This is a genomic window from Micromonospora sp. Llam0 (assembly GCF_003751085.1).
Classification (GTDB): domain Bacteria; phylum Actinomycetota; class Actinomycetes; order Mycobacteriales; family Micromonosporaceae; genus Micromonospora_E.
This window is the reverse complement of record NZ_RJJY01000002.1, coordinates 312,047-332,906: the sequence shown is the minus strand read 5'-3', so window position 1 is coordinate 332,906 and position 20,860 is coordinate 312,047. Positions and strand designations below refer to the sequence as shown.

The following is a 20,860-nucleotide window of genomic DNA, read 5'->3' as shown; positions in this document are numbered from 1 at the left end:
CGCCGTGACCGGCAGTGGGGTGCCCGCCGAGGTGGTGCGACAGCTGTACGCGGTGCCGCCCGCGCGGTTCGTCGCGGCCCGTACCGAGGCCGTCTCGGCCGTCCGGGGCAGCGACCCGGACACCGCCCGGGCCATCGGGAAGCTCCGCAGACCGACGGTGGCCGCCTGGCTGGTCAACCTGCTCGCCCTGCGCCGCGCCGACCTGCTCGACGGCCTGATAGAGCTGTCCGGGCAGTTGCGCGCCGCCCAGCGGGAGCTGCGGGGTCCCGCCCTGCGGGAGCTGTCGATCCGGCGGCGGGCGCTGGTCGACGGGCTGGTGGCCGAGTGCCGGGAGCTGGCCGTCGCCGAGGACCCGGCGGTGGCGTCGACGAAGCTGCCGTTGGGCGAGGTCGAGGCGACCCTGTCCGCTGCCCTCGCCGACGAGGAGATCGCCGCCCAGGTGCGGTCCGGCCGGCTGGTCCGCGCGGTCGACTACGCCGGTTTCGGTGAGGTCCCGCGGCCCCGCCTGCGGCTGGTCGGCCCGGACGACGAGGTGGCCGCCGCCGATCAGCCGACCCGGGCGGCCGGACCCGCGCGGGAGGCGGAGTCTTCGCGGGCGGGGGAGTCTTCGGCAGCGGCGCAGCGGGAGCGCGAGCGGGCGGCGGACAAGGCCGCTCGCGCGCTGGCCGCCCGCCGGCAGCGGTTGGTCGACGAGCTGGACAAGGCCGAGGCCGGCCAGCGGGCTGCCCACACCGAACTCGACCGGGCCGTCACCGCCGAGCGGGATGCGGCCGACGCCGTCGCCGAGGCACAGCGTCAACTGGCCGAATGGGAACGGCGACGCTCAGCAGCCGAGCGGGAGCATGCCCGTCGTAAGGTGGCGCGCAAGACTGCGGAACGGGCAGCCGTCGCCGCCCGACGGTACGCCGGCGACGTGGCAGCCGCGCTGGAGGACCTGCCCGGGCCGCAGACCGACCGCTGACCGGTGAGTCGGTGGCGGTGACCGGCCGGGCGGGTGGGCGAAAGGCGATGACGCGGTGATTCCCGATCAGGCGGCCGGCGCGTGCCGGCGCAGCCTGCACGAGTTGAGTACGGCGTACCAGGAGTGTCCGCGCACGTTGAGCCGGGCGCGTCAGTTGGGGCTCAGCGGCTGGGCGTTTCACATCGCCGGCCGGGCCGGGGTGCTCGGCGGCGTACCGGCCGAAACGGTCGCGGCCGCGCTCGGGTTCATCGGCACCGACGCGGTGGCTGACGGCTGGCAGGCCGCCGGCGCGGTGACCGACCCGACCGGGGTGGCGGTGGTGAGCATGGCCGAATGCTGCCGGTGGGGTGCCGAGCAACTCGGCGACTGTCCGCAGGTGGACCGGCTGGTCGAGCTGGCCGAGGCGGTGGTGGGGGCGGCGGACGCGACCGCGATGCCGCTGTTCGCTGCCTGGCGGGCGATGCCCCGGCCGGACGACACGGCCGGGGCGCGGGCCGCCGTCGCGGTGCGGCTGCTCGCCGAGCACCGCTCCGGGGCACACCTGATGGCGGTACGGGTGGCCGGGCTGACGCCGGTGGAGGCGCTGCTGGGCGGCCCGGACGGGACGAAGGCTGCGGTCGCGGCCGGGTGGTCGCCGCCATGGCCGCCGGTCGGCCCGCTGATCCGCCGCCGGTTGTGGGCGGACCGGGTGACCAATCGGATCACCGGTCAGGCGTTCGCCGTGCTGCGTGCCGAGCAGCGGCGGGAACTCGTCGAGCTGCTGCACGCCGCGCTGTCCCACGTACGGCCGGCGACCGGTCGCCCGGCCGACTGACGACCGTACGGCCGGCGCCCTGCTGCTCGGCCGGCGGTAGGCAGGTCAGGCGGTGGCGGTACGGGTGGGTCGCTTCCGTAGCTCGGCGACGTAGTCGTCCGGCGCACCGGCCTTTTCGGCGGCGTTGGCGATCTCCGACAGGTACCAGGCGGTGGGCAGCCCGCCTTCGTACCCGTCGAAGACGTAGACCCAGGCGGTGATCGCACCATCCAGGGTGACCGCCCGGACGGTCAGCCGCCGGTAGGTGCCGGACAGCGCGCCCTCGACCTCGTCGAGCTGCGCGGCGTCCCACGGGTGTACGTCGTAGAGTGCGACGAAGACCCGGTCGCCGGGCGACTCCACGATGGTGGTGACCGCTCCCTCCCAGCCGATCACCCCCTCACCGGCGAAGGTGAGCCGCCAGCCTTCCAGCCAGCCGGTGCCCACCATCGGCGAATGCGGACAGTAAGCACGCATCCGAGCAGGGTCGAGGTTTGAGCCATACGCGGCGTAGTGACGCACGGCGATGACGATAGCCCGGCCGAGGGGTGGGGGAGAATACGAGTGAGCGTGTCGCGTGTCGGGCAACTGGCCGGCGACCGCCGTCAGCCGGGTGTTTCGTCAGCATAAGTTCAAGTTTGGGGAGAGAGTCGTTTTGAAGCGGATAGTGATAATCGGCGGTGGCCCGGCCGGTTACGAGGCGGCGTTGGTCGCGGCGCAGCTGCGGGCCGACGTCACGGTGGTCGAGGCGGACGGGGCGGGTGGCGCCTGCGTGCTGTCCGACTGCGTCCCGTCCAAAACCTTCATCGCCAGCTCAGAGGTGGTCACCGGGTACCGGGACACCGAGGAGTTCGGCATCGACTCCGATGGGCTGGAGGCGGTCACCGTCGACGCCGCCGCAGTGCACGCCCGGGTCAAGCGGCTCGCGCTGGCCCAGTCGGCCGACGTGCACAGCAAACTCGTCAAGGCCGGTGTGACATTCGTCGCGGGGCGGGCCCGGCTCGGTGAGGACACGCTCGGTCACACCCACCGGGTGCTCGTCAGCCCCGACAGCGGTGACGGTGAGTACCCGATCGAGGCGTCCACCGTACTGGTCGCCACCGGCGCCACGCCCCGGCAGCTGCCCACCGCCGTGCCCGACGGCGAACGCATCCTGACCTGGCGGCAGGTGTACGACCTGCCGGCGCTGCCCGAGCACCTGGTGGTGGTCGGCTCCGGCGTGACCGGTGCCGAGTTCGCCAGCGCGTACCTGGCGATGGGGGTGCCGGTGACCCTCGTCTCCAGCCGGGACCGGGTGATGCCGCACGAGGACGCCGACGCGGCGATGGCGATCGAGCAGGTGTTCCGGGCCCGGGGCATGACGATCCTGAACAACTCGCGCGCCGACGCGGTCACCCGGGTCGGCGACGGTGTCGAGGTGCGGCTCAGCGACGGCCGTACAGTGACCGCCTCGCACGCGCTGATCGCGGTCGGCTCGGTGCCGAACACGGCGGACCTGGGGCTCGCCGAGTACGGGGTGACCGTCGCGGACGGTGGGCACGTGCCGGTGGACCGGGTGTCGCGTACCAACGTGCCGGGCATCTACGCCGCCGGCGACTGCACCGGGGTGCTGCCGCTGGCCAGCGTGGCGGCGATGCAGGGCCGGATCGCGATGTGGCACGCGCTCGGCGAGGCGGTGGTGCCGCTGCGGCTGCGTACCGTCGCGGCGAACGTCTTCACCGATCCGGAGCTGGCCACCGTCGGGGTGTCCCAGGACGAGGTGGACGACGGTCGGGTGCAGGCCCGGCAGGTGATGCTGCCGCTGGCCGGCAACGCCCGGGCGAAGATGGCTGACCTGCGGGACGGCTTCGTCAAACTGTTCTGCCGCCCGGCCAGCGGGCAGATCATCGGCGGGGTGGTGGTGGCCCCCAAGGCCAGTGAGTTGATCATGCCGATCACCGTCGCGGTGGAGAACCACATGACGGTGAGCCAGTTGGCGCACACAATCACAATTTATCCTTCGTTGTCCGGATCAGTCGCTGAAGCCGCACGTCAGCTCATGTGGCATGACGAAGAGTGATTGATTGGGAACTTTCGGGGGCGGCGCGGATCGGCCAGGAAGGCGTACGGTTGACACGGCAACATCCGCTACCCCCGGATCCCCCCGTTCCCGGTGGTCGCGGACGACGCCCGGGCTGCCGGCAGGTCCCGTGCCGGCAGCCCGCCCCGCCTCGCGGTGCTGGTCGAACCAGCGAGGGCGAGCCTGCGTCGCGTGGCCATGCGCCGAGGGAACCGTCATTGTTGTCTCGGGCCAGCTTTGACAACAATGACGGTTCCCTCGACGGCCCGAAGCAACTGCCGGGCACGCGGACGGGACGGTGGGGTCGGCGTGCAGGCGACCCCTGCCGAGCAGCGTAGCGGCGGTGGCCGGTCCGGCGTACCGTCGCGATGAGAGCGCTGGCCGGTGCGGTGGCCAGCCATCAACCCTCGTGCGGGAGGGCGACGATGAACATCGGGGAGGCTCTGGCTCGGAAGCGTCGACGGGCTGGATTCACTCAGGAGGGCCTCGCGGAACGAAGCGGCGTCAGCACCTCCGTGATTCGCAAGCTGGAACGCGGCGACCGGGACTCCGCCTCGCTTCCGACCCTGCGCCGCCTCGCCGCCGCACTCGGTGTGACCACAGTCGACCTGTTCCACCCCGGACCGGTCCAGATGCAACCGCCGACCGACGACCGTGACGAGCTCTACCAGATCCGCCGAATGTTGCAGCCAGCCAGAACTGCCACCGGTGACCTGGTTGCCCTGGCAGACGATGCTCCGCCGAGCCTCGACGATGTCGTTGATTCCGTGCGCGAGATCAACGGCATGTTCCGAGACAGCGACTACGCCGGTGCTGTAGCGGCACTTCCCACGGCCATCAGTCATGCCCGCACTGGTGTGGCCGAGGCTGACGAACAGCAGAAGCACAGCATGTGGGGTCAGCTTGCGCAGGTCTACCAGACCGGCGCTCTGGTGCTGACCCAGCTGCGGAAGGACGATCTCGCCTATCACGCGCTCGGGCTGGCGATGGACGCTGGCCGCCGCGCTGGCGACGATGTCCTGACGGCCTCCGTCGTGTGCAGCGAGGGGTGGCTACTGACCCGCCAGGCTCGGTTCGACGACGCCGAACGCGCCGCGCTCGACACTGCGGAACAGATCGAACCGAGTCTGACGAAGTCACCGGCGAGCCAGGTCGCGGTGTGGGGGTGGCTGAACCTCGGTGCGGCGGCTGCCGCCACCCGCAACAACCGGATGGATGTGGCCGCAGACGCCCTTCGCCGTGCGCACGCGGCCGCGCACGTCGCCGCTGGTTACATCTCGCCGCACGTCGCGCACTGGACCACGTTCGCGCCGGCGGTTGTGGCCATGCGTGAGGTCGAGTTGGCGATGGTGACCGGGGACGCCGGCCGCGCGACCCGGGTTGCGCGCACCGTTCCACCAGGTGCGCGGCCGGCCGTGACGTATCAGCGGTTCCGGTTGGACGTCGCCGCTGCCGCGATCGATCGCCGTCACCGGGACGAGGCTTTGGCGATTCTCCTGCAACTGCGTGAAACGGCGCCGGAGTGGCTGCGCTATCAGCGGTACGCCCATCGCCTGACTGATCGTCTGCTGCATGCCAACTCCAGAACTGTGCCGCGCAAACTGCGCGACCTAGCGGACTTCCTGGACATCACCTGACCAGGACCGCTGCCCCGTAGCGGGTCAGTTCACGTTTGAGCGTCCGTCGAATTGTCCCTTCCTGTACATGTCGCCACCAGCCGTGCGGTGACAGTGTGTGTGCGGAGCGCATTCATGCGTGGTCCGAGAGGTAGGTGGGGCCGGTCCGCGCAGCGCCTGTACGGCCCGGTCCTGCCCGGTACCCCGCGTATGCCCTCGCGTGGGATCCGCGGGGCCGGGCCACCCAGATCGGCGGCGGTCCGGCCGGGTCCCCCCGTGCCCGCCGGGCCGCCGCCCCCGCTGACAGAGGAGCGCGAAGATGATCGGCAAGTGGTTTCTCCGCGTCGACGCCGTGGTCGACGTCGTCCGTCCGGTGCCCGGCCGTCGCCGGTACGTCGACCAGCCGACCCGGCCCGGGACCGGTCGGCCGGCGACCCGTACCGACCGGGCTGACCGGCGGGGCGGCAACGGCGGCCGGTACTACCTGTCGTGACCGGCCGACCCGGGCCGGTGCACACCCCGCAGCGCCCGGCGTGGACGTGCGCGGTCTGCCCGGTGGACACCCCGTGGCCGTGCCCGCCGGCCCGTGTTCAGCTGGCCGAGGCGTACGCCGGTGAGCCGCTCGCGTTGTCGGTCGACCTCGGCGGGATGCTGCCGCTCGCCGTCGCCGAGGCGGGTATCACCGATCCGCGCGAACTGTACGAGCGGTTCGTGGCATGGACCTGGATCGACGAGGCGGCGGCCCGCGCGGTGCAGGCCCATGACGCCGGCCGCCGCTGCCACACTGAATGTCCCGGCACCACCGACTGCCGGCAGTTGTCGTGGGCGCGGATCCGCCGGGCCGCTGCCGAATACCGCCGCATCCGACGGTCGATCTGAGTCGTGGGGCACGATCTGATCGACTACGACGGGGTGCCGGACCTAACGGCGCCGCCGGACCCATGGTGCTTTTCAAGCCTGATGCCACAGGCGCATCTTGATGCACCTGTGACATCAGGCTCGGTCGGACAACCCGACCCAGCGAGGTGACGCTGCGTAGTTCGTCGGACCCTGGAGAGATCGGAAACTGTACAGAATTCGCGCCAGTTCTGCTAGGCTGACGACATGACGATCATGCCGTTCACTGATGCCCGCAACAGGCTCTCGGAGCTGATCGAGGAAGTCGAACGTACCCACGAGCGCATCGAGATCACGCGCCATGGACGCCCGGTCGCAGTTCTCATCTCTCCGGACGATCTCGCCGCGCTGGAGGAGACTCTGGACGTACTTTCCAGCCCGGAGGCCATGCGCCAGCTCGCCGAGTCCCGGGCTGCCATCGCGGCCGGTGACGTACTGGATGCCAGCCAGGTAGCCGCGCTGATGGCCAGCCGGGCTCCGTCATCTGGTGACCAGTGAGTCAGCCCTCGGACCAGCGGCCCTATCAGATCCGTATCGCCGGACCGGCGGCCCGTGCCCTTGCCGGGCGGCTGCCGGAGAAGGTCGCCACAGCCGTCTACGAGTTCGTCACCACTGTGTTGATCAACAACCCGCACCGGCTCGGTAAACCGCTAATGCTCCCGCCCTACGAAGGGACCTGGTCGGCCCGGCGCGGCGCCTACCGGGTCCTCTACGAGATCGATGATGAGCGGTACGTGGTCACGGTCACCGCCGTCGAGCATCGCGGCGATGCCTACCGGTCGCGCTGACCGGCGCGACGGACACGTCCGGTCGCGTTACCCGTACGCAACGAGTCCGGCGTACCGTGCGGGGACCGTGAAGATGCAGGCTGCCGCGCTCCGTGGTGTGATGCATGCAGGTGTGATAACCATCGGGGACAGGGAGCGGACCGCAGTCGTCGGATGAAGGGCGGGGCTGGCCGATGGCCGATCTGTTCGAGGACTACCACCTCGGCCCCGGCTGGGACGAGATGTTCGGCGAGCCGGGCATGCCGCGGCAGACCTACGAGGCGTTGCACGCCACCCTGCAGCCCCTGTCCAGCGCCGAGCTGGAGGTACGGGCCGACGTCCTCGCCCGGGCCTTCCTCGACCAGGGCATCACCTTCGCGCTCAAGGGCGTCGAGCGGCCGTTCCCGCTGGACATCGTGCCGCACAACGGGGTGCGCATCCACGTCGCCGGGGTCGACCTGATCCGCGACGAGCAGGGCACCTTCCGGGTCCTGGAGGACAACGTACGGGTGCCGTCCGGGGTCAGTTACGTGATGGAGAACCGGCGGGCGATGGCCCACGTACTGCCGGAGGTCTTCGCCTCGACCCGGATCCAGCCGGTGGAGTCCTACCCGGCGCAACTGCTGCGGGCGCTGCGGGCCGCCGCACCGGCGGGCGTCGTCGACCCGACGGTGGTGGTGCTCACCCCTGGGGTGCACAACTCGGCCTACTTCGAGCACGCGCTGCTGGCCCGGGAGATGGGCGTCGAGCTGGTCGAAGGGCGCGACCTGGTCTGCGTGGGCAACGAAGTGGCGATGCGCACCACCGGCGGTGAGCAGCGGGTCGATGTGATCTACCGGCGGATCGACGACGAGTTCCTCGACCCGGTGCACTTCCGGGCCGACTCGGTACTCGGCGTCGCCGGGCTGCTCAACGCGGCCCGCGCCGGCCGGGTCACCATCGCCAACGCGGTCGGCAACGGTGTCGCCGACGACAAGCTGCTCTACACGTACGTCCCGGAGCTGATCCGCTACTACCTGGCCGAGGATCCGATTCTGCCGAACGTCGAGACGTACCGCCTCGACGACGGCCCGGACGTGCTCGACCACGTCCTGGACCGGCTCGACCAACTGGTGCTCAAGCCGGTCGACGCTCCGGCGGCGCCGGCATCGTGATCGGTTCCCAGGCCAGTGACGAGGAGCTGGCCCAGGTCCGGGAGCGGATCCTGATCGACCCCCGTGGCTGGATCGCCCAGCGGGAGGTGGCGCTGTCGATGGTGCCGACGCTGATCGGTAACCGGCTGCGGGCCCGGCATGTCGACCTGCGTCCGTTCGCGGTCAACGACGGAGACCGGGTCTGGGTGCTGCCCGGCGGGCTGACCCGGGTGGCGTTGCCCGAAGGCGCCCTGGTGGTCAACTCCAGCCAGGGCGGTGGCTCCAAGGACACCTGGGTGCTTGCCTCGCCGACCGCCACGCCGCACCCGGACGACGCGCCGGTGCTCGCCGACCTGACCGTCAGCGGTGCGGACCCGTCGCCGGCCGCGCCGACCCCGGACCCCGGCCCCGGCGTCGCCGAGACCTCCGCCCGACGACAGCAACAACAACAGCAACAACAAGGACTACAGGTACGCGGGGAGGGCGGTCGATGCTGAGCCGGATCGCCGAGTCGCTCTACTGGATCGGCCGGTACGTGGAGCGGGCCGAGGACACCTCCCGCATCCTCGACGTACACCTGCACCGAATCATCTCCGATCCGTGGGTGGCCGAGGAGACCGCCTGCCGGTCGCTGCTCGGCGTGATGGGCGTCGACGTCGACGACCAGCCGGTGTCGTCGGCGCGGCTCGTCGGCCTGCTCGGCCTCGACGGACACGGCGCCAGCTCGGTCGTCGGATCGCTGGCCGCCGCCCGGGAGAACGCCCGTGGCGCCCGGGAGACGATCTCATCGGAGATGTGGGAGTGCCTCAACGCCACCTGGCACGGGCTGCCGGACGCCCGCCGTCGGGTCGAGCAGCAGGGGGTGCACGCGTTCTTCCGCTGGACCCGGGAACGGTGCGCGTTGATGGCCGGGCTCACCGACGCCACCATGAGCCGCGACGAGGGCTGGCTGTTCCTGGTGCTCGGGCGCAGCATCGAACGGGTCGACATGACCGCCCGGCTGCTCTCCACCCACGTACGGGCTGGCGGCAGCATCCCGTCCTGGCTGACCCTGCTGCGCTCGTGCGGTGCCTGGGAGACCTTTCTGCGCACCTACCGTGGCTCGCTGGACGACCAGCACGCCGCCGAGTTCCTGCTGCTGGACCGGCTGTTTCCCCGGTCGGTGTTCGCCGCGTTGACCGCCGCCGAGTCGTGCCTGGCCGAGCTGGAACGGACCGCCGGCACCGGGTCGACCGGCCGGTCCGGGGCGGTCACCGACGCGCAGCGGATCATCGGGCGGGCCCGGACGAACCTGGAGTTCCGGGGCGCCGACGAACTCCTCACCGACCTGGCCGCCGTACTGGACAGCCTGGAGCGCACCTGTTCACACCTGAACGACGCGGTGTCCCGGCGGTACTTCCGGCAGACCGCGGCGGTGCTCTGGCTTCCGGAGGCGGTGGCGTGAGCGTGCACTCCTGGCGGCTGAAGGTGGAGCACCGCACCGGGTTCAGCTACGCCGGCCAGGTCGGGTCGTCGTACAACGAGGCCCGGATGGCGCCGCGGAACGAGGCCCGTCAGGCGGTGCTGGAGGCCCGGGTCGAGGTCTTCCCGCCGGCCCGCACCTACCGGTACGAGGACTACTGGGGCACCGGGGTGACCGCGTTCGACGTGCACTCCCCGCACGACGCGCTGGAGGTCGCCGCGATCTCCACGGTGGAGACCCTGCCGCCGGGCGACCTGCTCGACGCGGCGGACTCGGCCGGCTGGACCGATCTCGGCCGCCCCGAGCAGGTGGACCAGTGGCACGAGTTCCTGCTGCCCACTCCGCGTACCGCTGTGGACGAGGAGCTGACCGCGTTGGCCGAGTCGGTGCGGGCCGCCCACCCGACCCCGCACGCCGCCGCGTTGGCGATCTGCGAGCAGGTCCGCGAGCAGGTCGCCTACACCACCGGTTCGACCGGGGTGCAGACCGACGCGGTGCACGCCTGGCGGCAGCGCAAAGGCGTCTGCCAGGACATCAGCCACCTGGTGGTGGGGCTGCTGCGGGTCACCGGCACGCCGGCCCGGTACGTCTCCGGCTACCTGCATCCCAGCCCGGACGCGGCGACCGGTGAGCGGGTCGTCGGGCAGAGCCACGCCTGGGTGGAGTGGTGGGCCGGCCGGTGGACGGCGTTCGACCCGACCAACGGGATCCCGGTCGGCGAACGGCATGTGGTGGTCGGCCGGGGCCGGGAGTACGGCGACGTGCCGCCGCTCAAAGGGGTGTACGCCGGCCCGGCGAACACCGGTCAGGGCGTCGAGGTGGCGATCACCCGGCTGCGCTGAACCGCGACTTCGGTGACCAGCCCGGTCACCAGCTGCCGGCCACCGGCAATCCTTCCGTGTAGCCGGCCGCGCTCTGCACCCCGACGACCGCCCGGTCGTGGAAGTCGGCCAGGGTCGCCGCCCCGACGTAGGTGCAGGCACTGCGTACCCCGGCGACGATCTCGTCGATCAGGTCCTCGACGCCGGGCCGGGCCGGGTCGAGGAACATCCGCGCCGATGAGATCCCTTCCTCGAAGACCGCCTTGCGGGCCCGCTCGAACGGGCTGTCGTCGGCGGTGCGGGCGCTGACCGCCCGGGCCGACGCCATGCCGAAACTCTCCTTGTAGCGGCGGCCGTCCGGGTCGGTGTACATGTCGCCGGGCGACTCGTAGGTGCCGGCGAACCAGGACCCGATCATCACGTTGGCCGCTCCGGCGGCCAGGGCGAGTGCCACGTCGCGCGGGTGCCGCACCCCGCCGTCGGCCCAGACGTGCCGCCCGCGTCGGCGGGCCGCCGCAGCGCATTCCAGTACGGCGGAGAACTGCGGTCGGCCGACCCCCGTCATCATCCGGGTGGTGCACATCGCGCCCGGCCCGACGCCGACCTTGACGATGTCGGCACCGGCGTCGATCAGGTCGTCGACGCCGGCGGCGGTGACCACGTTGCCGGCCACCACCGGCACCGCCGGGTCCAGTTTGCGCACCGCGCGGACTGCGGCCAGCATCCGTTCCTGATGGCCGTGCGCGGTGTCGACCACGATGGTGTCCACCCCGGCGGCGAGCAGCGCGGTGGCCTTGCCGGTGACGTCGCCGTTGATGCCCACGGCGGCGGCCACCCGCAATCGGCCGTCGGCGTCGACCGCCGGCCGGTACAGGGTGGCGCGCAGCGCGCCGGCCCGGGTCAGCACCCCGACCAGCCGGCCGGCGTCGTCGACCACCGGCGCGGCCCGCCGCCGGCCCTGTGCCATCAGGTCGAACCCGGTACGCGGGTCGGTGGTCTCCGGCACGGTCAACGGCTCGCGTGACATCACGTCCCGCAGCTGGGCGAAGCGGTCGACGCCGGCGCAGTCGGACTCGGTGACGATGCCGACCGGACGCCCGGCCTCGACCACGATCACCGCGCCGTGGGACCGCTTGGGCAGCAGGTGGATCGCGTCGCCGACGGTGTCGGTGGGGGCCAGGGTCAGCGCCGTGTCGTGCACCAGGTGCCGTCGCTTGACCCAGGCGACCACCTCGGCGATCACCTCGATCGGGATGTCCTGCGGGATCACCGCCAGGCCGCCCCGCCGGGCGACGGTCTCGGCCATCCGCCGGCCGGCCACCGCGGTCATGTTGGCGGCGACGATCGGAATCGTGGTGCCGGTGCCGTCCGTGGTGGCCAGGTCGACGTCGAGTCGGGACGCCACGTCGGAGCGGTTGGGCACCAGGAAGACGTCGTTGTAGGTGAGCTCGTGCCCGCCGGGCACGTCGGAAGTGAACCGCACTCGGCCCATCATGCCCGGCCGGCGGGCCAACATGGGTCCGTCAGCTGATCGAGCAGATCATGGCACCGGCGCTGACTACGGCGCCGACCTCGGCGGACAGGCCGCTGACCGTGCCGGCCTTGGGCGCGTTGATCGGCTGCTCCATCTTCATCGCCTCCAGCACCACGACCAGGTCGCCCTCGGCGACCTGGTCGCCGTCGGCCACGGCGATCTTGATGATGGTGCCCTGCATCGGCGAGACCAGGGCGTCGCCGCTGGCCGCCGCCGCGCCGGCACCGCCTCGGCGGCGGGCCGGCTTACGGCCGGCGGTCGGCGCGGTCGGCGTACCGCCGCCGAAGCCGGCGGGGAGGCTGACCTCCAGTCGCTTGCCGTCGACCTCGACCACGACGGTCTCGCGGGCCTCCGGCGCGTCGGCCGCCGCCGGTGCGGTGAACGCCGGCACGGTGTTGTCGAACTCGGTCTCGATCCACCGGGTGTGCACGGTGAACGGCTCACTGGTGAACGCCGGGTCGCGGACCACCAGCCGGTGGAACGGCAGGGCGGTGGCCATCCCGTCGACGATCATCTCGTCGAGGGCCCGCCGGGCGCGTTCCAGCGCCTCGGTGCGGGTTTCGCCGGTGACGATCAGCTTGGCCAGCAGCGAGTCGAAGTTGCCGCTGACGACGTCGCCGGCGGTGACGCCGGTGTCCACCCGTACCCCGGGACCGGACGGCAGCCGCAGCGCGGTGATGGCACCCGGCGCGGGCAGGAAGTTACGGCCGGGGTCCTCGCCGTTGATCCGGAACTCGATGGAGTGCCCGCGCGGGGTCGGGTCGTCGGTGAACCGCAGCGGCTCGCCGGCGGCGAGCCGGAACTGCTCGCGGACCAGGTCGATGCCGGCGGTCTCCTCGGTGACCGGGTGCTCCACCTGCAGCCGGGTGTTGACCTCCAGGAACGAGATGGTGCCGTCGACGCCGACCAGGTACTCGACGGTGCCGGCACCGTGGTAGCCGGCCTCCCGGCAGATCGCCTTGGCGCTGGCGTGGATCCCGGCACGCTGGGCGTCGGTGAGGAACGGCGCCGGCGCCTCCTCGACGAGCTTCTGGTGGCGGCGTTGCAGGGAACAGTCCCGGGTGCCGACCACGATCACGTTGCCGTGCTGGTCGGCGAGGACCTGCGCCTCGACGTGCCGGGGCCGGTCCAGGTAGCGCTCGACGAAGCATTCGCCGCGACCGAACGCGGCGACCGCCTCACGGGTGGCCGACTCGAACAGGTCGGCGATCTCGGCCATTTCGCGGGCCACCTTGAGGCCGCGCCCGCCGCCGCCGAACGCTGCCTTGATCGCCACCGGCAGGCCGTACTGCTCGGCGAAGGCGACCACCTCGTCCGGGCCGGCGACCGGGTCGGCGGTGCCGGGCACCAGCGGCGCGCCGGCCCGCTGGGCGATGTGCCGGGCGGTGACCTTGTCGCCGAGGTCACGGATCGCCTGCGGGCTGGGGCCGATCCAGGTCAGCCCGGCGTCGATGACCGCGGCGGCGAAGTCGGCGTTCTCGGAGAGGAACCCGTAGCCGGGGTGGACGGCGTCGGCACCGGACCGGGCGGCGACGTCGAGCAGCTTGTCGATCCGCAGGTAGGTATCGGCGGCGGTCTCCCCGCCGAGGGCGTACGCCTCGTCGGCCAGCCCGGCGTGCACCGCCGAGCGGTCCGGGTCGGCGTACACGGCGACGCTGGCCAGGCCGGCGTCCCGGCAGGCGCGGATCACCCGGACCGCGATTTCGCCCCGGTTTGCGACGAGAACTTTGCGCACGCCCTGTTCTCCTTTGCTCACGGATCAAGCCGGAGTCTAACGGCCTGCTTGATCAACTAAACCGGCGCTCAGTGTGGGATGGCGCACTGGCGATTAGGCTCCGGATGTGTCTGCCACCCGGATGATGATTCTCGGTCTGGTCAAATGGATGCAACCGGTGCACGGCTACGACGTGCGCCGTGAGCTGCTCAGTTGGCGGGCGGACAGTTGGGCCAACGTCGCACCGGGGTCGATCTACCACGCGCTGCGCAAGCTCGCCGACGAAGGGCTGCTCTGTCAGGTCGGCACCGCCCAGGTGGGTGCCCGGCCGGCGCGGACCAGCTACGAGATCACCCCCGCCGGGATCGACGAGTTCGACTCGTTGCTGCGGCAGCACTGGCACGACTGTCGGCCGTCGGCCGATCCGTTCCTCAGTGCGTTCGCCTTTCTGCCGGCGATGCCCCGGGCGGAGGCGGTCGCCATGTTGCGGGGTCGGGCCGCGACGCTGCGGGCCGGCAACGCGGCGACCCGCAGCGACCTGACCGCCGGGTGGTTGCGGCAGAAACCGTCGTACGTCGGCTGGATGCTGGAGCTGACCATCGCCCGGGTCGACGGGGAGATCGCGTGGTGTGACCGGATCGCCGCGCTGATCGAGTCGGGAGCGTCGTATCACCCGGCGGAGGAGCCGGCTGACGGCACCTGGGCGGGGTGGCAGGCTGACCTGGACGCCGCCGACCGGGAGTCGGCCAGATCACCCAGTAATAATCAACGTTGACTAGCCCGATCGCCGGGGTCTAGCGTGCCAGACGCAGCGTGGGGAGCTGGGCGGCCCGGCCTGCCCACGGGGGAGAGCGGCCGGCGGCCGGCCGGCTCGGCAAGCCAGGAGACACTTAATGATCGAGACCAAAGGGCTGCGGAAGTCGTTCCGCTCCCGGCAGGGTCGTGGCGCCAAGACCGTGGACGCGGTCCGTGGCGTCGACATGTTGGTCGAGGAGGGGGAGATCTTCGGCTTCCTCGGGCCCAACGGCGCCGGCAAGACGACCACGCTGCGGATGCTCGCCACGCTGATTGAGCCCGACGGCGGGGAGGCCGTGATCGCCGGGGCCGACCTGCTGCGCAACCCCGGCGAGGTGCGCCGACGCATCGGCTACGTGGCCCAGGGCGGCAGTACCTGGGACGAGGTCACCGGCCGCGAGGAGCTGGTGATGCACGCCCGGATGTACGGCATCGGCAAGGCCGAGGCGCAACGTCGGGCCACCCGGGCGCTCGCCGCGTTCCAGCTGACCGAGTACGCCGACCGCAAGTGCAAGACCTACTCCGGTGGCCAGCGGCGGCGGGTCGAGATCGCGCTGGGCATCATCCACGAGCCGAAGGTGGTCTTTCTCGACGAGCCGACCACCGGGCTGGACCCGCAGAGCCGGGCCCACATGTGGGACGAGATCCGCCGGTTGCGCGCCGAAGGTATGACCGTCTTCATCACCACCCACTACCTCGACGAGGCGGACGCGCTCTGCGACCGGATCGCGATCATGGATCACGGCGAGATCGTCACCGAGGGCACCCCGGCCGCGCTCAAGCGCGAGGTCGCCGGCGAGGTGGTCACCGTCGGGCTGCGCCCGGACGAGTCGGCGGCCGCCGCGCAACTGCTCGACAGCCAGCCGTACGTCAGCAAGCTGGAAACCCCCGACGACGGTGGCGTACGGCTCTTCGTCGACGACGGCGCCACCGCCATCCCGCAGATCCTGCGCACCCTGGACGGCGCCGGCCTCGAACTGGGCTCGATCGAGCTGCACCGGCCCAGCCTCGACGACGTGTTCCTCACCAAGACCGGCCGCTCGCTGCGCGAGTCCTGAGCCGGCCGCCCCGATGACGGAGACCGTACGATGAAATTCGCCCGCGACACCTGGCTGATCTTCCAGCGGCAGGCGTTGCTGCTGCTGCGCAACCCCGTCTGGATCTTCGTCGGGGTGTTCCAGCCGATCATGTACCTGGTGCTGTTCGCCCCGCTGCTCAAGCCGGCGCTGGCCCCGATGGGCGCGACCACCGACGCGGAGATCTACCGCATCTTCGTGCCCGGTCTGCTGGTGCTGCTGGCCATCTTCGGCGGCCTGTTCCAGGGCTTCGGCCTGATCGCCGAGCTGCGCGCCGGCGTGATCGAGCGCTCCCGGGTCACCCCGGTCAGCCGGCTCGCCCTGCTGCTCGGCCGCAGCCTGCGCGACGTGGTGTCCCTGCTGCTGCAGGCCGTCATCATCACGGTGCTGGCGATCCCGTTCGGGCTCACCGTGCAGCTGGGCAACCTGCTGCTGGCGTACCTGCTGCTCGCCCTGATCGCGCTGATGACCTCGGCGGTGTCGTACGGCGTGGCGCTGCTGGTCCGCAGCGAGGACGCGCTCGCCCCGCTGATGAACACGGTGGCCCAGCCGGTGCTGCTGCTCTCCGGCATCCTGCTGCCGCTGGCCTTCGCGCCGCTGTGGCTGCAGCGGGTGGCGCAGTGGAACCCGTTCTCCTGGGCGGTCGACGGCACCCGGGCCTTGTTCGCCGGCAACCTCGGCGACGACGCGGTCTGGCAGGGTCTGCTGATCACCCTGGCGCTGGCCAGCCTCGCGGTCACCTGGGCGGCCCGCGCCTTCGCCCGCAGCGTCCGGTAGTCCCCGCTTTTCGATAGCCGGCCACGGGGCTGCCCTCTGCGCACGGCAACGGCACAGAGGGCAGCCGTTCCAGGCTACCGCCGGACCGGCCGGCCCGCTGTCACCCGCGTCGGCCCGGCTGTCACCTGCGCCGGGCCAGGGTCAGCCCGTCGGCGATCGCCAACATCACCACGTCCACCCGGTCGTCGGCGGCCACCTGCTTGTTGAAGGCGACCATCGCCTCGTCCTCTTCGCTCTGCGGGGCCAGCACCCGACCGTGCCGCAGCACGTTGTCGATCACGATCAGCCCGCCGGGCCGCATCCGGGGCACCAGCTCACCCCAGTAGACCGGGTAGCTGATCTTGTCGGCGTCGATGAACGCCAGGTCGAGGTGCGGCTCGCCCGGCAACGCCCGCAGCGAGTCGGCCGCCGGGCCGATCCGCAGGTCGATCCGGCCGTCGACCCCGGCCCGCTGCCAGTAGCGCCGGGCCACCGCGGTGAACTCCTCCGACACGTCCAGACAGATCAACTGCCCGTCCGCCGGCAGACCACGGGCGATGGCCAGCGCGGACAGCCCGGTGAAGGTGCCGACCTCCACCGCCCGGCGGGCGTTCACCAGCCGGGTCAGCAGGGTCATCAGGGCCGCCTGCTCCGGTGCGACCTGCATCTGCGCGTTCTCCGGCAGCGTGCTGGCGGTCTCGGCGATGAGGTCACTGACGATCTCGTCCGGCGGGGTGCCGTGGGCGATGACGTACGCCTGCAGGGCATCGGTCATCGGCAAGGTCTTGGTGGTCATGGGCATGACGCTAGTCCGGCTACCGCCCGGTGTCGGGCTCGCCCCACAGATCCGTGATCCGGTAGCCGACCTCGGTGACCAGCCGGCGCAGCAACGGCAGCGACAACCCCACCACCGTGCCGTGGTCGCCTTCGATCCGCTCCAGGAACGGCCCGCCCAACCCGTCGATGGTGAACGACCCGGCCACCTGCAGCGGTTCGCCAGTCGCCACGTACGCGGCGACCTCGTCGTCGGTGACCTCGGCGAAGTGCACGACGGTCGCGGCGGCGGCACCGGCGTACCCGCCGGTGGCCAGACTGGTCAGCGCGTGGCCGGTGTACAACACCCCGGACCGCCCGCGCATCCGCCGCCACCGCTCGGTCGCGTCGGCGGCGTCGGCCGGCTTGCCGAGAATCTCCCCGTCGAAGTCGAGCACCGAATCGCAGCCGAGGACCAGCAGGTCGGTGTCGTCGGCGGCGAGGTCGGGCCGGAGCCGATCGGCGACGGCGGCCATCTTGCGCCGGGCCAACTCCAGGCACAACTCGTCGGCCCGGTCCAGCGTCACCGACTCCTCGTCGACGCCGCTCACCAGCACCTGAGGGGTGATGCCGGCGGCCTGCAGGAGTTTGTGCCGGGCCGGGCTCGCCGAGGCGAGCACCAGACGCGGACGCAGGGAGGTAGCCACGGGTGGTCAGGCTACCGGCCCGGGCATGCGATACCGATGATCAGTGTGATCAGTGGGGCAGCGCGCTGGCCCGCCAGGCGTCCGGACCGAGCCGGCCGGGGAAACCCGGCGTGGGTCGGGCGCTGCGGGCCCACCGCGACGGTGCCGGCCGGTCGGTGCCGCTGTCGGCAACCGGACGGGTACGGGCGACGAGCACGCCCACCAGCGCCGCCAACTCCTCGGGGGTCGGGGTGCCCCGGACGATCCGCCAGGCCGGCTCCGCGTCGCTCATCGGCCGAGCGTACGTGCCGAACGGGCCGGCCGGCGAGTGGTGATCATTACTGGCGCGCTACCGTCGGCGTCAGGTTGCCACCCCGGTACCATATGACGCGCGGCTCACACCGGCCGCGTGCCGATCGTGTGGCACCCAAGCCTTCCGGGTACGGTCATTTGGATGTCCGTTGTGCCCCCGCAACTAGTTGCAGACCGTTACCGGCTGGTCGAGCCGCTCGGTCAGGGCGGCATGGGCCGGGTCTGGAAGGCCCGCGACGAGGTGTTGCACCGGGACGTGGCGATCAAGGAGCTGGTGCCGCCGCCGGGACTCACCGACCAGGAGCGCCGCGAGATGCGGGAACGCTCACTGCGCGAGGCGCGGGCGATCGCCCGACTCAACCACATCAACGTGGTACGCGTCTTCGACGTGCTGCGCACCGACGGCGACCCGTGGATCGTGATGGAGTACGTGCCGTCCCGGTCGCTGCAGGACGTGCTCGCCCAGAACGGCCCGGTCCCGGCGACCCGGGCCGCGGAGATCGGCCTCGGCGTGCTCGGCGCGCTCCGGTCCGCCCACCTGTCCGGGGTGATGCACCGGGACGTCAAGCCCGGCAACGTACTGCTCGGCCACGACGGCCGGGTGGTGCTCACCGACTTCGGTCTGGCCACCGTGCCGGGTGACCCCAACGTCACCCGTACCGGGCTGGTGCTGGGCTCACCGGCGTACATCGCCCCGGAGCGGGCCCGGACCGGCAGCGCCGGCCCGGAAGGCGACCTGTGGTCGCTCGGCGCGACGCTGTACGCGGCCGTCGAGGGGCAGTCGCCGTACGCCCGGCAGACCGCCATCGCGACGCTCTCCGCGCTGGCCACCGAGCCGCCGCCGCCCGCCCGCCGGGCCGGCCCACTCAAGCCGGTGCTGGCCGGGCTGCTGCGCAAGGACCCGTACACCCGGATGAAGGCCGACGAGGCGGAGCGACTGCTGACCCGCGCCGCAGGTCGCGGTCCGCGGCGCGGTCGCTCACTGCTCGACGGGGTACGCCGACCCAGCCCGTACGGCAGCCGGGAGGTCCGCCCCGGCGAGTCCCGGTCGGGGATCGTGCCCGGTCCGCGCGGCGGGACGCCGCGCACCCCGGTCCCGTCGGAGCCGGTGTCTCCGCCGGTGGCCCCGTTGCCGACCGCGTTGCCGGTCGTCCCCGGCCCGGCCAAGTACGGCCCGCCGGTCACCCGCCCGACCAACTCGGCGGACCCGACCAGGGTGGTGCCGTCGACCGACCAACCTGCCGGCGCGGCGACCGCAGCCGCAGCCGAGACGAGCGTGCTGCCGACCAAAGCCGGTGAGCCGCCGTCGGAGACCACCGTGCTGCCCCAGGCGGAGCGTACCCAGGTGGTGCCGGGCCGCAAGGAGACCACGCCGGACCGTAAGACGGCCGAGCGGTCGCCGACCGCCGAGCCGGTCAAGCAGCCAGCGGCTGCCAAGGCGACGGAGCAGCCGACGGCGGCCGAGCCTGTCAAGCAGCCGGCGGCGGCCGAGGCAGCTGAGCAGCCGACGGCCGCCGAGCCCGCCGAGCGGCCACCGGTCCAGGAACAACCCGAATCGGTGGCTGCTGCCGCCAGTGCGTCGGACCGGCGAAACTGGTCCGCGCCGGCCCTGCTGTTCGACCGCGCCGCGCGGGCTGTCCGGTCCGTGACCGAGCTGCCGCGTACCTGGCTGATCAGCGGTGTGGCCGCTGTGGTCGTACTGGCGCTGCTGGTGACCGTCGTGCTGCTGGCCGCTGGCGACGAGGACGAGCCCGACGGACAGCTCGGCACCGGTCCGGCCGCCTCGGCCACGCCGTCGGCCCCGGCACCGACCTCCGGCGCGCCGAGCGCCGAGCCGAGCGCCGAGCTCAGCTCCCCAGCGGCCGAGCTGTCGCCCGAGGTGCCGGCGGTGCCGCCGCAGAACGGCGAGTCGCCCCAGCCGCCGGACCCGCAGTCGCCGTTGCCCGACGGCTGGCGGCTGCACGAGGACCAGACCGGGTTCTCCGTGCCGGTGCCGGAAGGCTGGTCGGTCAGCCGCGAACGAACCCGGGTGGAGTTCCGGGAGAACGGTCGACTCGGTCGCCTGATCATCATCGACCAAACCGACAACCCGAAGCCGGATCCGGTCGCCGACTGGCAGAACCAGGAGCAGGCGCGGCGGGGCACCTACAACGACTACGAGCGAGTACGGATCGAAGCCGTCGACTACTTCCTCGACGCCGCCGACTGGGAGTTCCGCTACACCAGCAACCAGGGCAACCGACTGCAGGTGCGCAACCGGGGGTTCGTCACCGCACCGGACAAGGCGTACTCCATCTACTGGTCCACCACGGCCGAACGCTGGCAGCAGGACCTGGTCTACTTCGAGCTGATGGCGAGCAGGTTCCAGCCCGCCGGGAGCTGAGCCACGACTCACCCGCATGAACTTCCGATCTTCCGGGTACAACCGGAGCGCGACGGAAGGAGAGTGCGACATGGTCAACCGTCGACGGATCGTCAAGCCGAGCGTGGCACTGTGGATGCTGGTGGCTTTGGCCGATGCGGCCCTGCTGGTCGTCAGCGTCGGTCTGATACCCGTACTGCTGGTGCTGTCCGGTGGTGCGGCCGTGACGATCGCCGCCGTGGCGGCGTACCGCATGACCGTCAGTGATCGGGCCGGCGCCGAACCTACGGTCATGCCCGCCGGCGGACGGTGGTCTGGTGGGCGTGGCGAGCGGTGAGTAGGCTCGCTGGCTGTGTCGATCAC

Annotated in this window: 21 protein-coding genes and 1 pseudogene; 16 read left to right on the top strand and 6 right to left on the bottom strand. The window is 71.8% G+C overall.

What is annotated here, in order from left to right; genetic code table 11:
- Positions 1-4 precede the first annotated feature (4 nt).
- Entirely contained in the window at positions 5-961 is a 957-nt protein-coding gene (locus tag EDC02_RS28555) for a hypothetical protein (RefSeq protein ID WP_123605425.1), read from the top strand.
- Positions 962-1,016: 55 nt separating this feature from the next.
- Positions 1,017-1,775 (top strand): hypothetical protein, encoded by a 759-nt coding sequence (locus EDC02_RS28550; RefSeq protein ID WP_123605424.1) that lies wholly within the window; start codon positions 1,017-1,019, stop codon positions 1,773-1,775.
- 45 nt (positions 1,776-1,820) lie between these two features.
- Here EDC02_RS28550 and EDC02_RS28545 read toward each other — a convergent pair whose 3' ends face one another.
- Complete coding sequence (locus EDC02_RS28545) at positions 1,821-2,276, bottom strand: gamma-glutamylcyclotransferase family protein (protein ID WP_123605423.1); 456 nt, start codon at positions 2,274-2,276, stop codon at positions 1,821-1,823.
- A 133-nt stretch (positions 2,277-2,409) separates the two neighbouring features.
- On the opposite strand from EDC02_RS28545, the gene EDC02_RS28540 reads away from it, so the two are divergent.
- From EDC02_RS28540 to EDC02_RS28505, 9 genes and pseudogenes are all read left to right on the top strand, one after another.
- Positions 2,410-3,813, top strand: a complete 1,404-nt coding sequence (locus EDC02_RS28540; RefSeq protein WP_123605422.1) for an NAD(P)H-quinone dehydrogenase — start codon at positions 2,410-2,412, stop codon at positions 3,811-3,813.
- A gap of 425 nt (positions 3,814-4,238) precedes the next feature.
- Positions 4,239-5,450, top strand: coding sequence for a helix-turn-helix domain-containing protein (locus EDC02_RS28535; protein ID WP_158632340.1), 1,212 nt, complete (start codon positions 4,239-4,241; stop codon positions 5,448-5,450).
- 298 nt (positions 5,451-5,748) lie between these two features.
- Positions 5,749-5,922, top strand: coding sequence for a hypothetical protein (locus EDC02_RS40465; RefSeq protein ID WP_158632339.1), 174 nt, complete (start codon positions 5,749-5,751; stop codon positions 5,920-5,922).
- Entirely contained in the window at positions 5,919-6,308 is a 390-nt protein-coding gene (locus EDC02_RS28530; RefSeq protein WP_123605420.1) for a hypothetical protein, read from the top strand. Before EDC02_RS40465 ends, EDC02_RS28530 begins: the two co-directional genes overlap by 4 nt.
- Positions 6,309-6,533: 225 nt before the next feature.
- Entirely contained in the window at positions 6,534-6,824 is a 291-nt protein-coding gene (locus tag EDC02_RS28525) for a type II toxin-antitoxin system Phd/YefM family antitoxin (RefSeq protein ID WP_123605419.1), read from the top strand.
- Positions 6,821-7,114, top strand: coding sequence for a type II toxin-antitoxin system RelE/ParE family toxin (locus EDC02_RS42560; protein ID WP_305036225.1), 294 nt, complete (start codon positions 6,821-6,823; stop codon positions 7,112-7,114). Before EDC02_RS28525 ends, EDC02_RS42560 begins: the two co-directional genes overlap by 4 nt.
- Positions 7,115-7,287: 173 nt before the next feature.
- Positions 7,288-8,723 (top strand): annotated as a pseudogene (locus EDC02_RS28515) (circularly permuted type 2 ATP-grasp protein).
- The gene (locus EDC02_RS28510; RefSeq protein ID WP_123605418.1) at positions 8,717-9,670 is read left to right on the top strand and encodes an alpha-E domain-containing protein; all 954 of its coding nucleotides are present in this window, start codon (positions 8,717-8,719) and stop codon (positions 9,668-9,670) included. Before EDC02_RS28515 ends, EDC02_RS28510 begins: the two are co-directional and overlap by 7 nt.
- Complete coding sequence (locus EDC02_RS28505; protein ID WP_233606489.1) at positions 9,667-10,530, top strand: transglutaminase family protein; 864 nt, start codon at positions 9,667-9,669, stop codon at positions 10,528-10,530. Before EDC02_RS28510 ends, EDC02_RS28505 begins: the two co-directional genes overlap by 4 nt.
- Positions 10,531-10,555: 25 nt before the next feature.
- Here the strand turns inward: EDC02_RS28505 and EDC02_RS28500 are convergent, their stop codons facing one another.
- Together EDC02_RS28500 and EDC02_RS28495 are read right to left on the bottom strand one after the other, a co-directional pair.
- Complete coding sequence (locus EDC02_RS28500; RefSeq protein WP_123607183.1) at positions 10,556-12,001, bottom strand: GuaB1 family IMP dehydrogenase-related protein; 1,446 nt, start codon at positions 11,999-12,001, stop codon at positions 10,556-10,558.
- 31 nt (positions 12,002-12,032) lie between these two features.
- The gene (locus EDC02_RS28495) at positions 12,033-13,778 is read right to left on the bottom strand and encodes a biotin carboxylase N-terminal domain-containing protein (protein WP_123605416.1); all 1,746 of its coding nucleotides are present in this window, start codon (positions 13,776-13,778) and stop codon (positions 12,033-12,035) included.
- A gap of 106 nt (positions 13,779-13,884) precedes the next feature.
- Between EDC02_RS28495 and EDC02_RS28490 the strand changes: the two genes are divergently transcribed.
- The 3 genes from EDC02_RS28490 (at position 13,885) to EDC02_RS28480 (ending at position 16,405) form a co-directional block, all read left to right on the top strand.
- Positions 13,885-14,532 (top strand): PadR family transcriptional regulator, encoded by a 648-nt coding sequence (locus tag EDC02_RS28490; RefSeq protein ID WP_233606487.1) that lies wholly within the window; start codon positions 13,885-13,887, stop codon positions 14,530-14,532.
- 118 nt (positions 14,533-14,650) lie between these two features.
- Complete coding sequence (locus tag EDC02_RS28485) at positions 14,651-15,610, top strand: ATP-binding cassette domain-containing protein (RefSeq protein ID WP_123605414.1); 960 nt, start codon at positions 14,651-14,653, stop codon at positions 15,608-15,610.
- Positions 15,611-15,640: 30 nt separating this feature from the next.
- Entirely contained in the window at positions 15,641-16,405 is a 765-nt protein-coding gene (locus EDC02_RS28480; protein ID WP_123605413.1) for an ABC transporter permease, read from the top strand.
- A gap of 121 nt (positions 16,406-16,526) precedes the next feature.
- Here the strand turns inward: EDC02_RS28480 and EDC02_RS28475 are convergent, their stop codons facing one another.
- The 3 genes from EDC02_RS28475 to EDC02_RS28465 are packed head-to-tail and all read right to left on the bottom strand — an operon-like array spanning position 16,527 to position 18,115.
- Positions 16,527-17,180 (bottom strand): O-methyltransferase, encoded by a 654-nt coding sequence (locus tag EDC02_RS28475; RefSeq protein WP_123605412.1) that lies wholly within the window; start codon positions 17,178-17,180, stop codon positions 16,527-16,529.
- 19 nt (positions 17,181-17,199) lie between these two features.
- Positions 17,200-17,844, bottom strand: coding sequence for a nucleoside triphosphate pyrophosphatase (locus EDC02_RS28470; protein ID WP_123605411.1), 645 nt, complete (start codon positions 17,842-17,844; stop codon positions 17,200-17,202).
- A gap of 49 nt (positions 17,845-17,893) precedes the next feature.
- Positions 17,894-18,115: an acyl-CoA carboxylase subunit epsilon gene (locus EDC02_RS28465; RefSeq protein ID WP_123605410.1), complete on the bottom strand. Its 222-nt coding sequence runs from the start codon at positions 18,113-18,115 to the stop codon at positions 17,894-17,896.
- Positions 18,116-18,277: 162 nt separating this feature from the next.
- Between EDC02_RS28465 and EDC02_RS28460 the strand changes: the two genes are divergently transcribed.
- Positions 18,278-20,518, top strand: coding sequence for a serine/threonine-protein kinase (locus EDC02_RS28460; protein WP_123605409.1), 2,241 nt, complete (start codon positions 18,278-18,280; stop codon positions 20,516-20,518).
- A gap of 70 nt (positions 20,519-20,588) precedes the next feature.
- A complete protein-coding gene (locus EDC02_RS28455) occupies positions 20,589-20,834 on the top strand; it encodes a hypothetical protein (protein WP_123605408.1) in 246 nt (81 codons plus the stop codon).
- Positions 20,835-20,860 lie beyond the last annotated feature (26 nt).

Bases quoted from the DNA above. Each gene is read 5' to 3' on its own strand.
- EDC02_RS28485 (WP_123605414.1), top strand. From the start codon at position 14,651: ATGATCGAGACCAAAGGGCTGCGGAAGTCGTTCCGCTCCCGGCAGGGT.
- EDC02_RS28455 (WP_123605408.1), top strand. From the start codon at position 20,589: ATGGTCAACCGTCGACGGATCGTCAAGCCGAGCGTGGCACTGTGGATG.
- EDC02_RS28480 (WP_123605413.1), top strand. From the start codon at position 15,641: ATGAAATTCGCCCGCGACACCTGGCTGATCTTCCAGCGGCAGGCGTTG.
- EDC02_RS28525 (WP_123605419.1), top strand. From the start codon at position 6,534: ATGACGATCATGCCGTTCACTGATGCCCGCAACAGGCTCTCGGAGCTG.
- EDC02_RS28500 (WP_123607183.1), bottom strand. From the start codon at position 12,001: ATGGGCCGAGTGCGGTTCACTTCCGACGTGCCCGGCGGGCACGAGCTC.
- EDC02_RS28475 (WP_123605412.1), bottom strand. From the start codon at position 17,180: ATGACCACCAAGACCTTGCCGATGACCGATGCCCTGCAGGCGTACGTC.
- EDC02_RS28535 (WP_158632340.1), top strand. From the start codon at position 4,239: ATGAACATCGGGGAGGCTCTGGCTCGGAAGCGTCGACGGGCTGGATTC.
- EDC02_RS28465 (WP_123605410.1), bottom strand. From the start codon at position 18,115: ATGAGCGACGCGGAGCCGGCCTGGCGGATCGTCCGGGGCACCCCGACC.
- EDC02_RS40465 (WP_158632339.1), top strand. From the start codon at position 5,749: ATGATCGGCAAGTGGTTTCTCCGCGTCGACGCCGTGGTCGACGTCGTC.
- EDC02_RS28510 (WP_123605418.1), top strand. From the start codon at position 8,717: ATGCTGAGCCGGATCGCCGAGTCGCTCTACTGGATCGGCCGGTACGTG.
- EDC02_RS28460 (WP_123605409.1), top strand. From the start codon at position 18,278: ATGTCCGTTGTGCCCCCGCAACTAGTTGCAGACCGTTACCGGCTGGTC.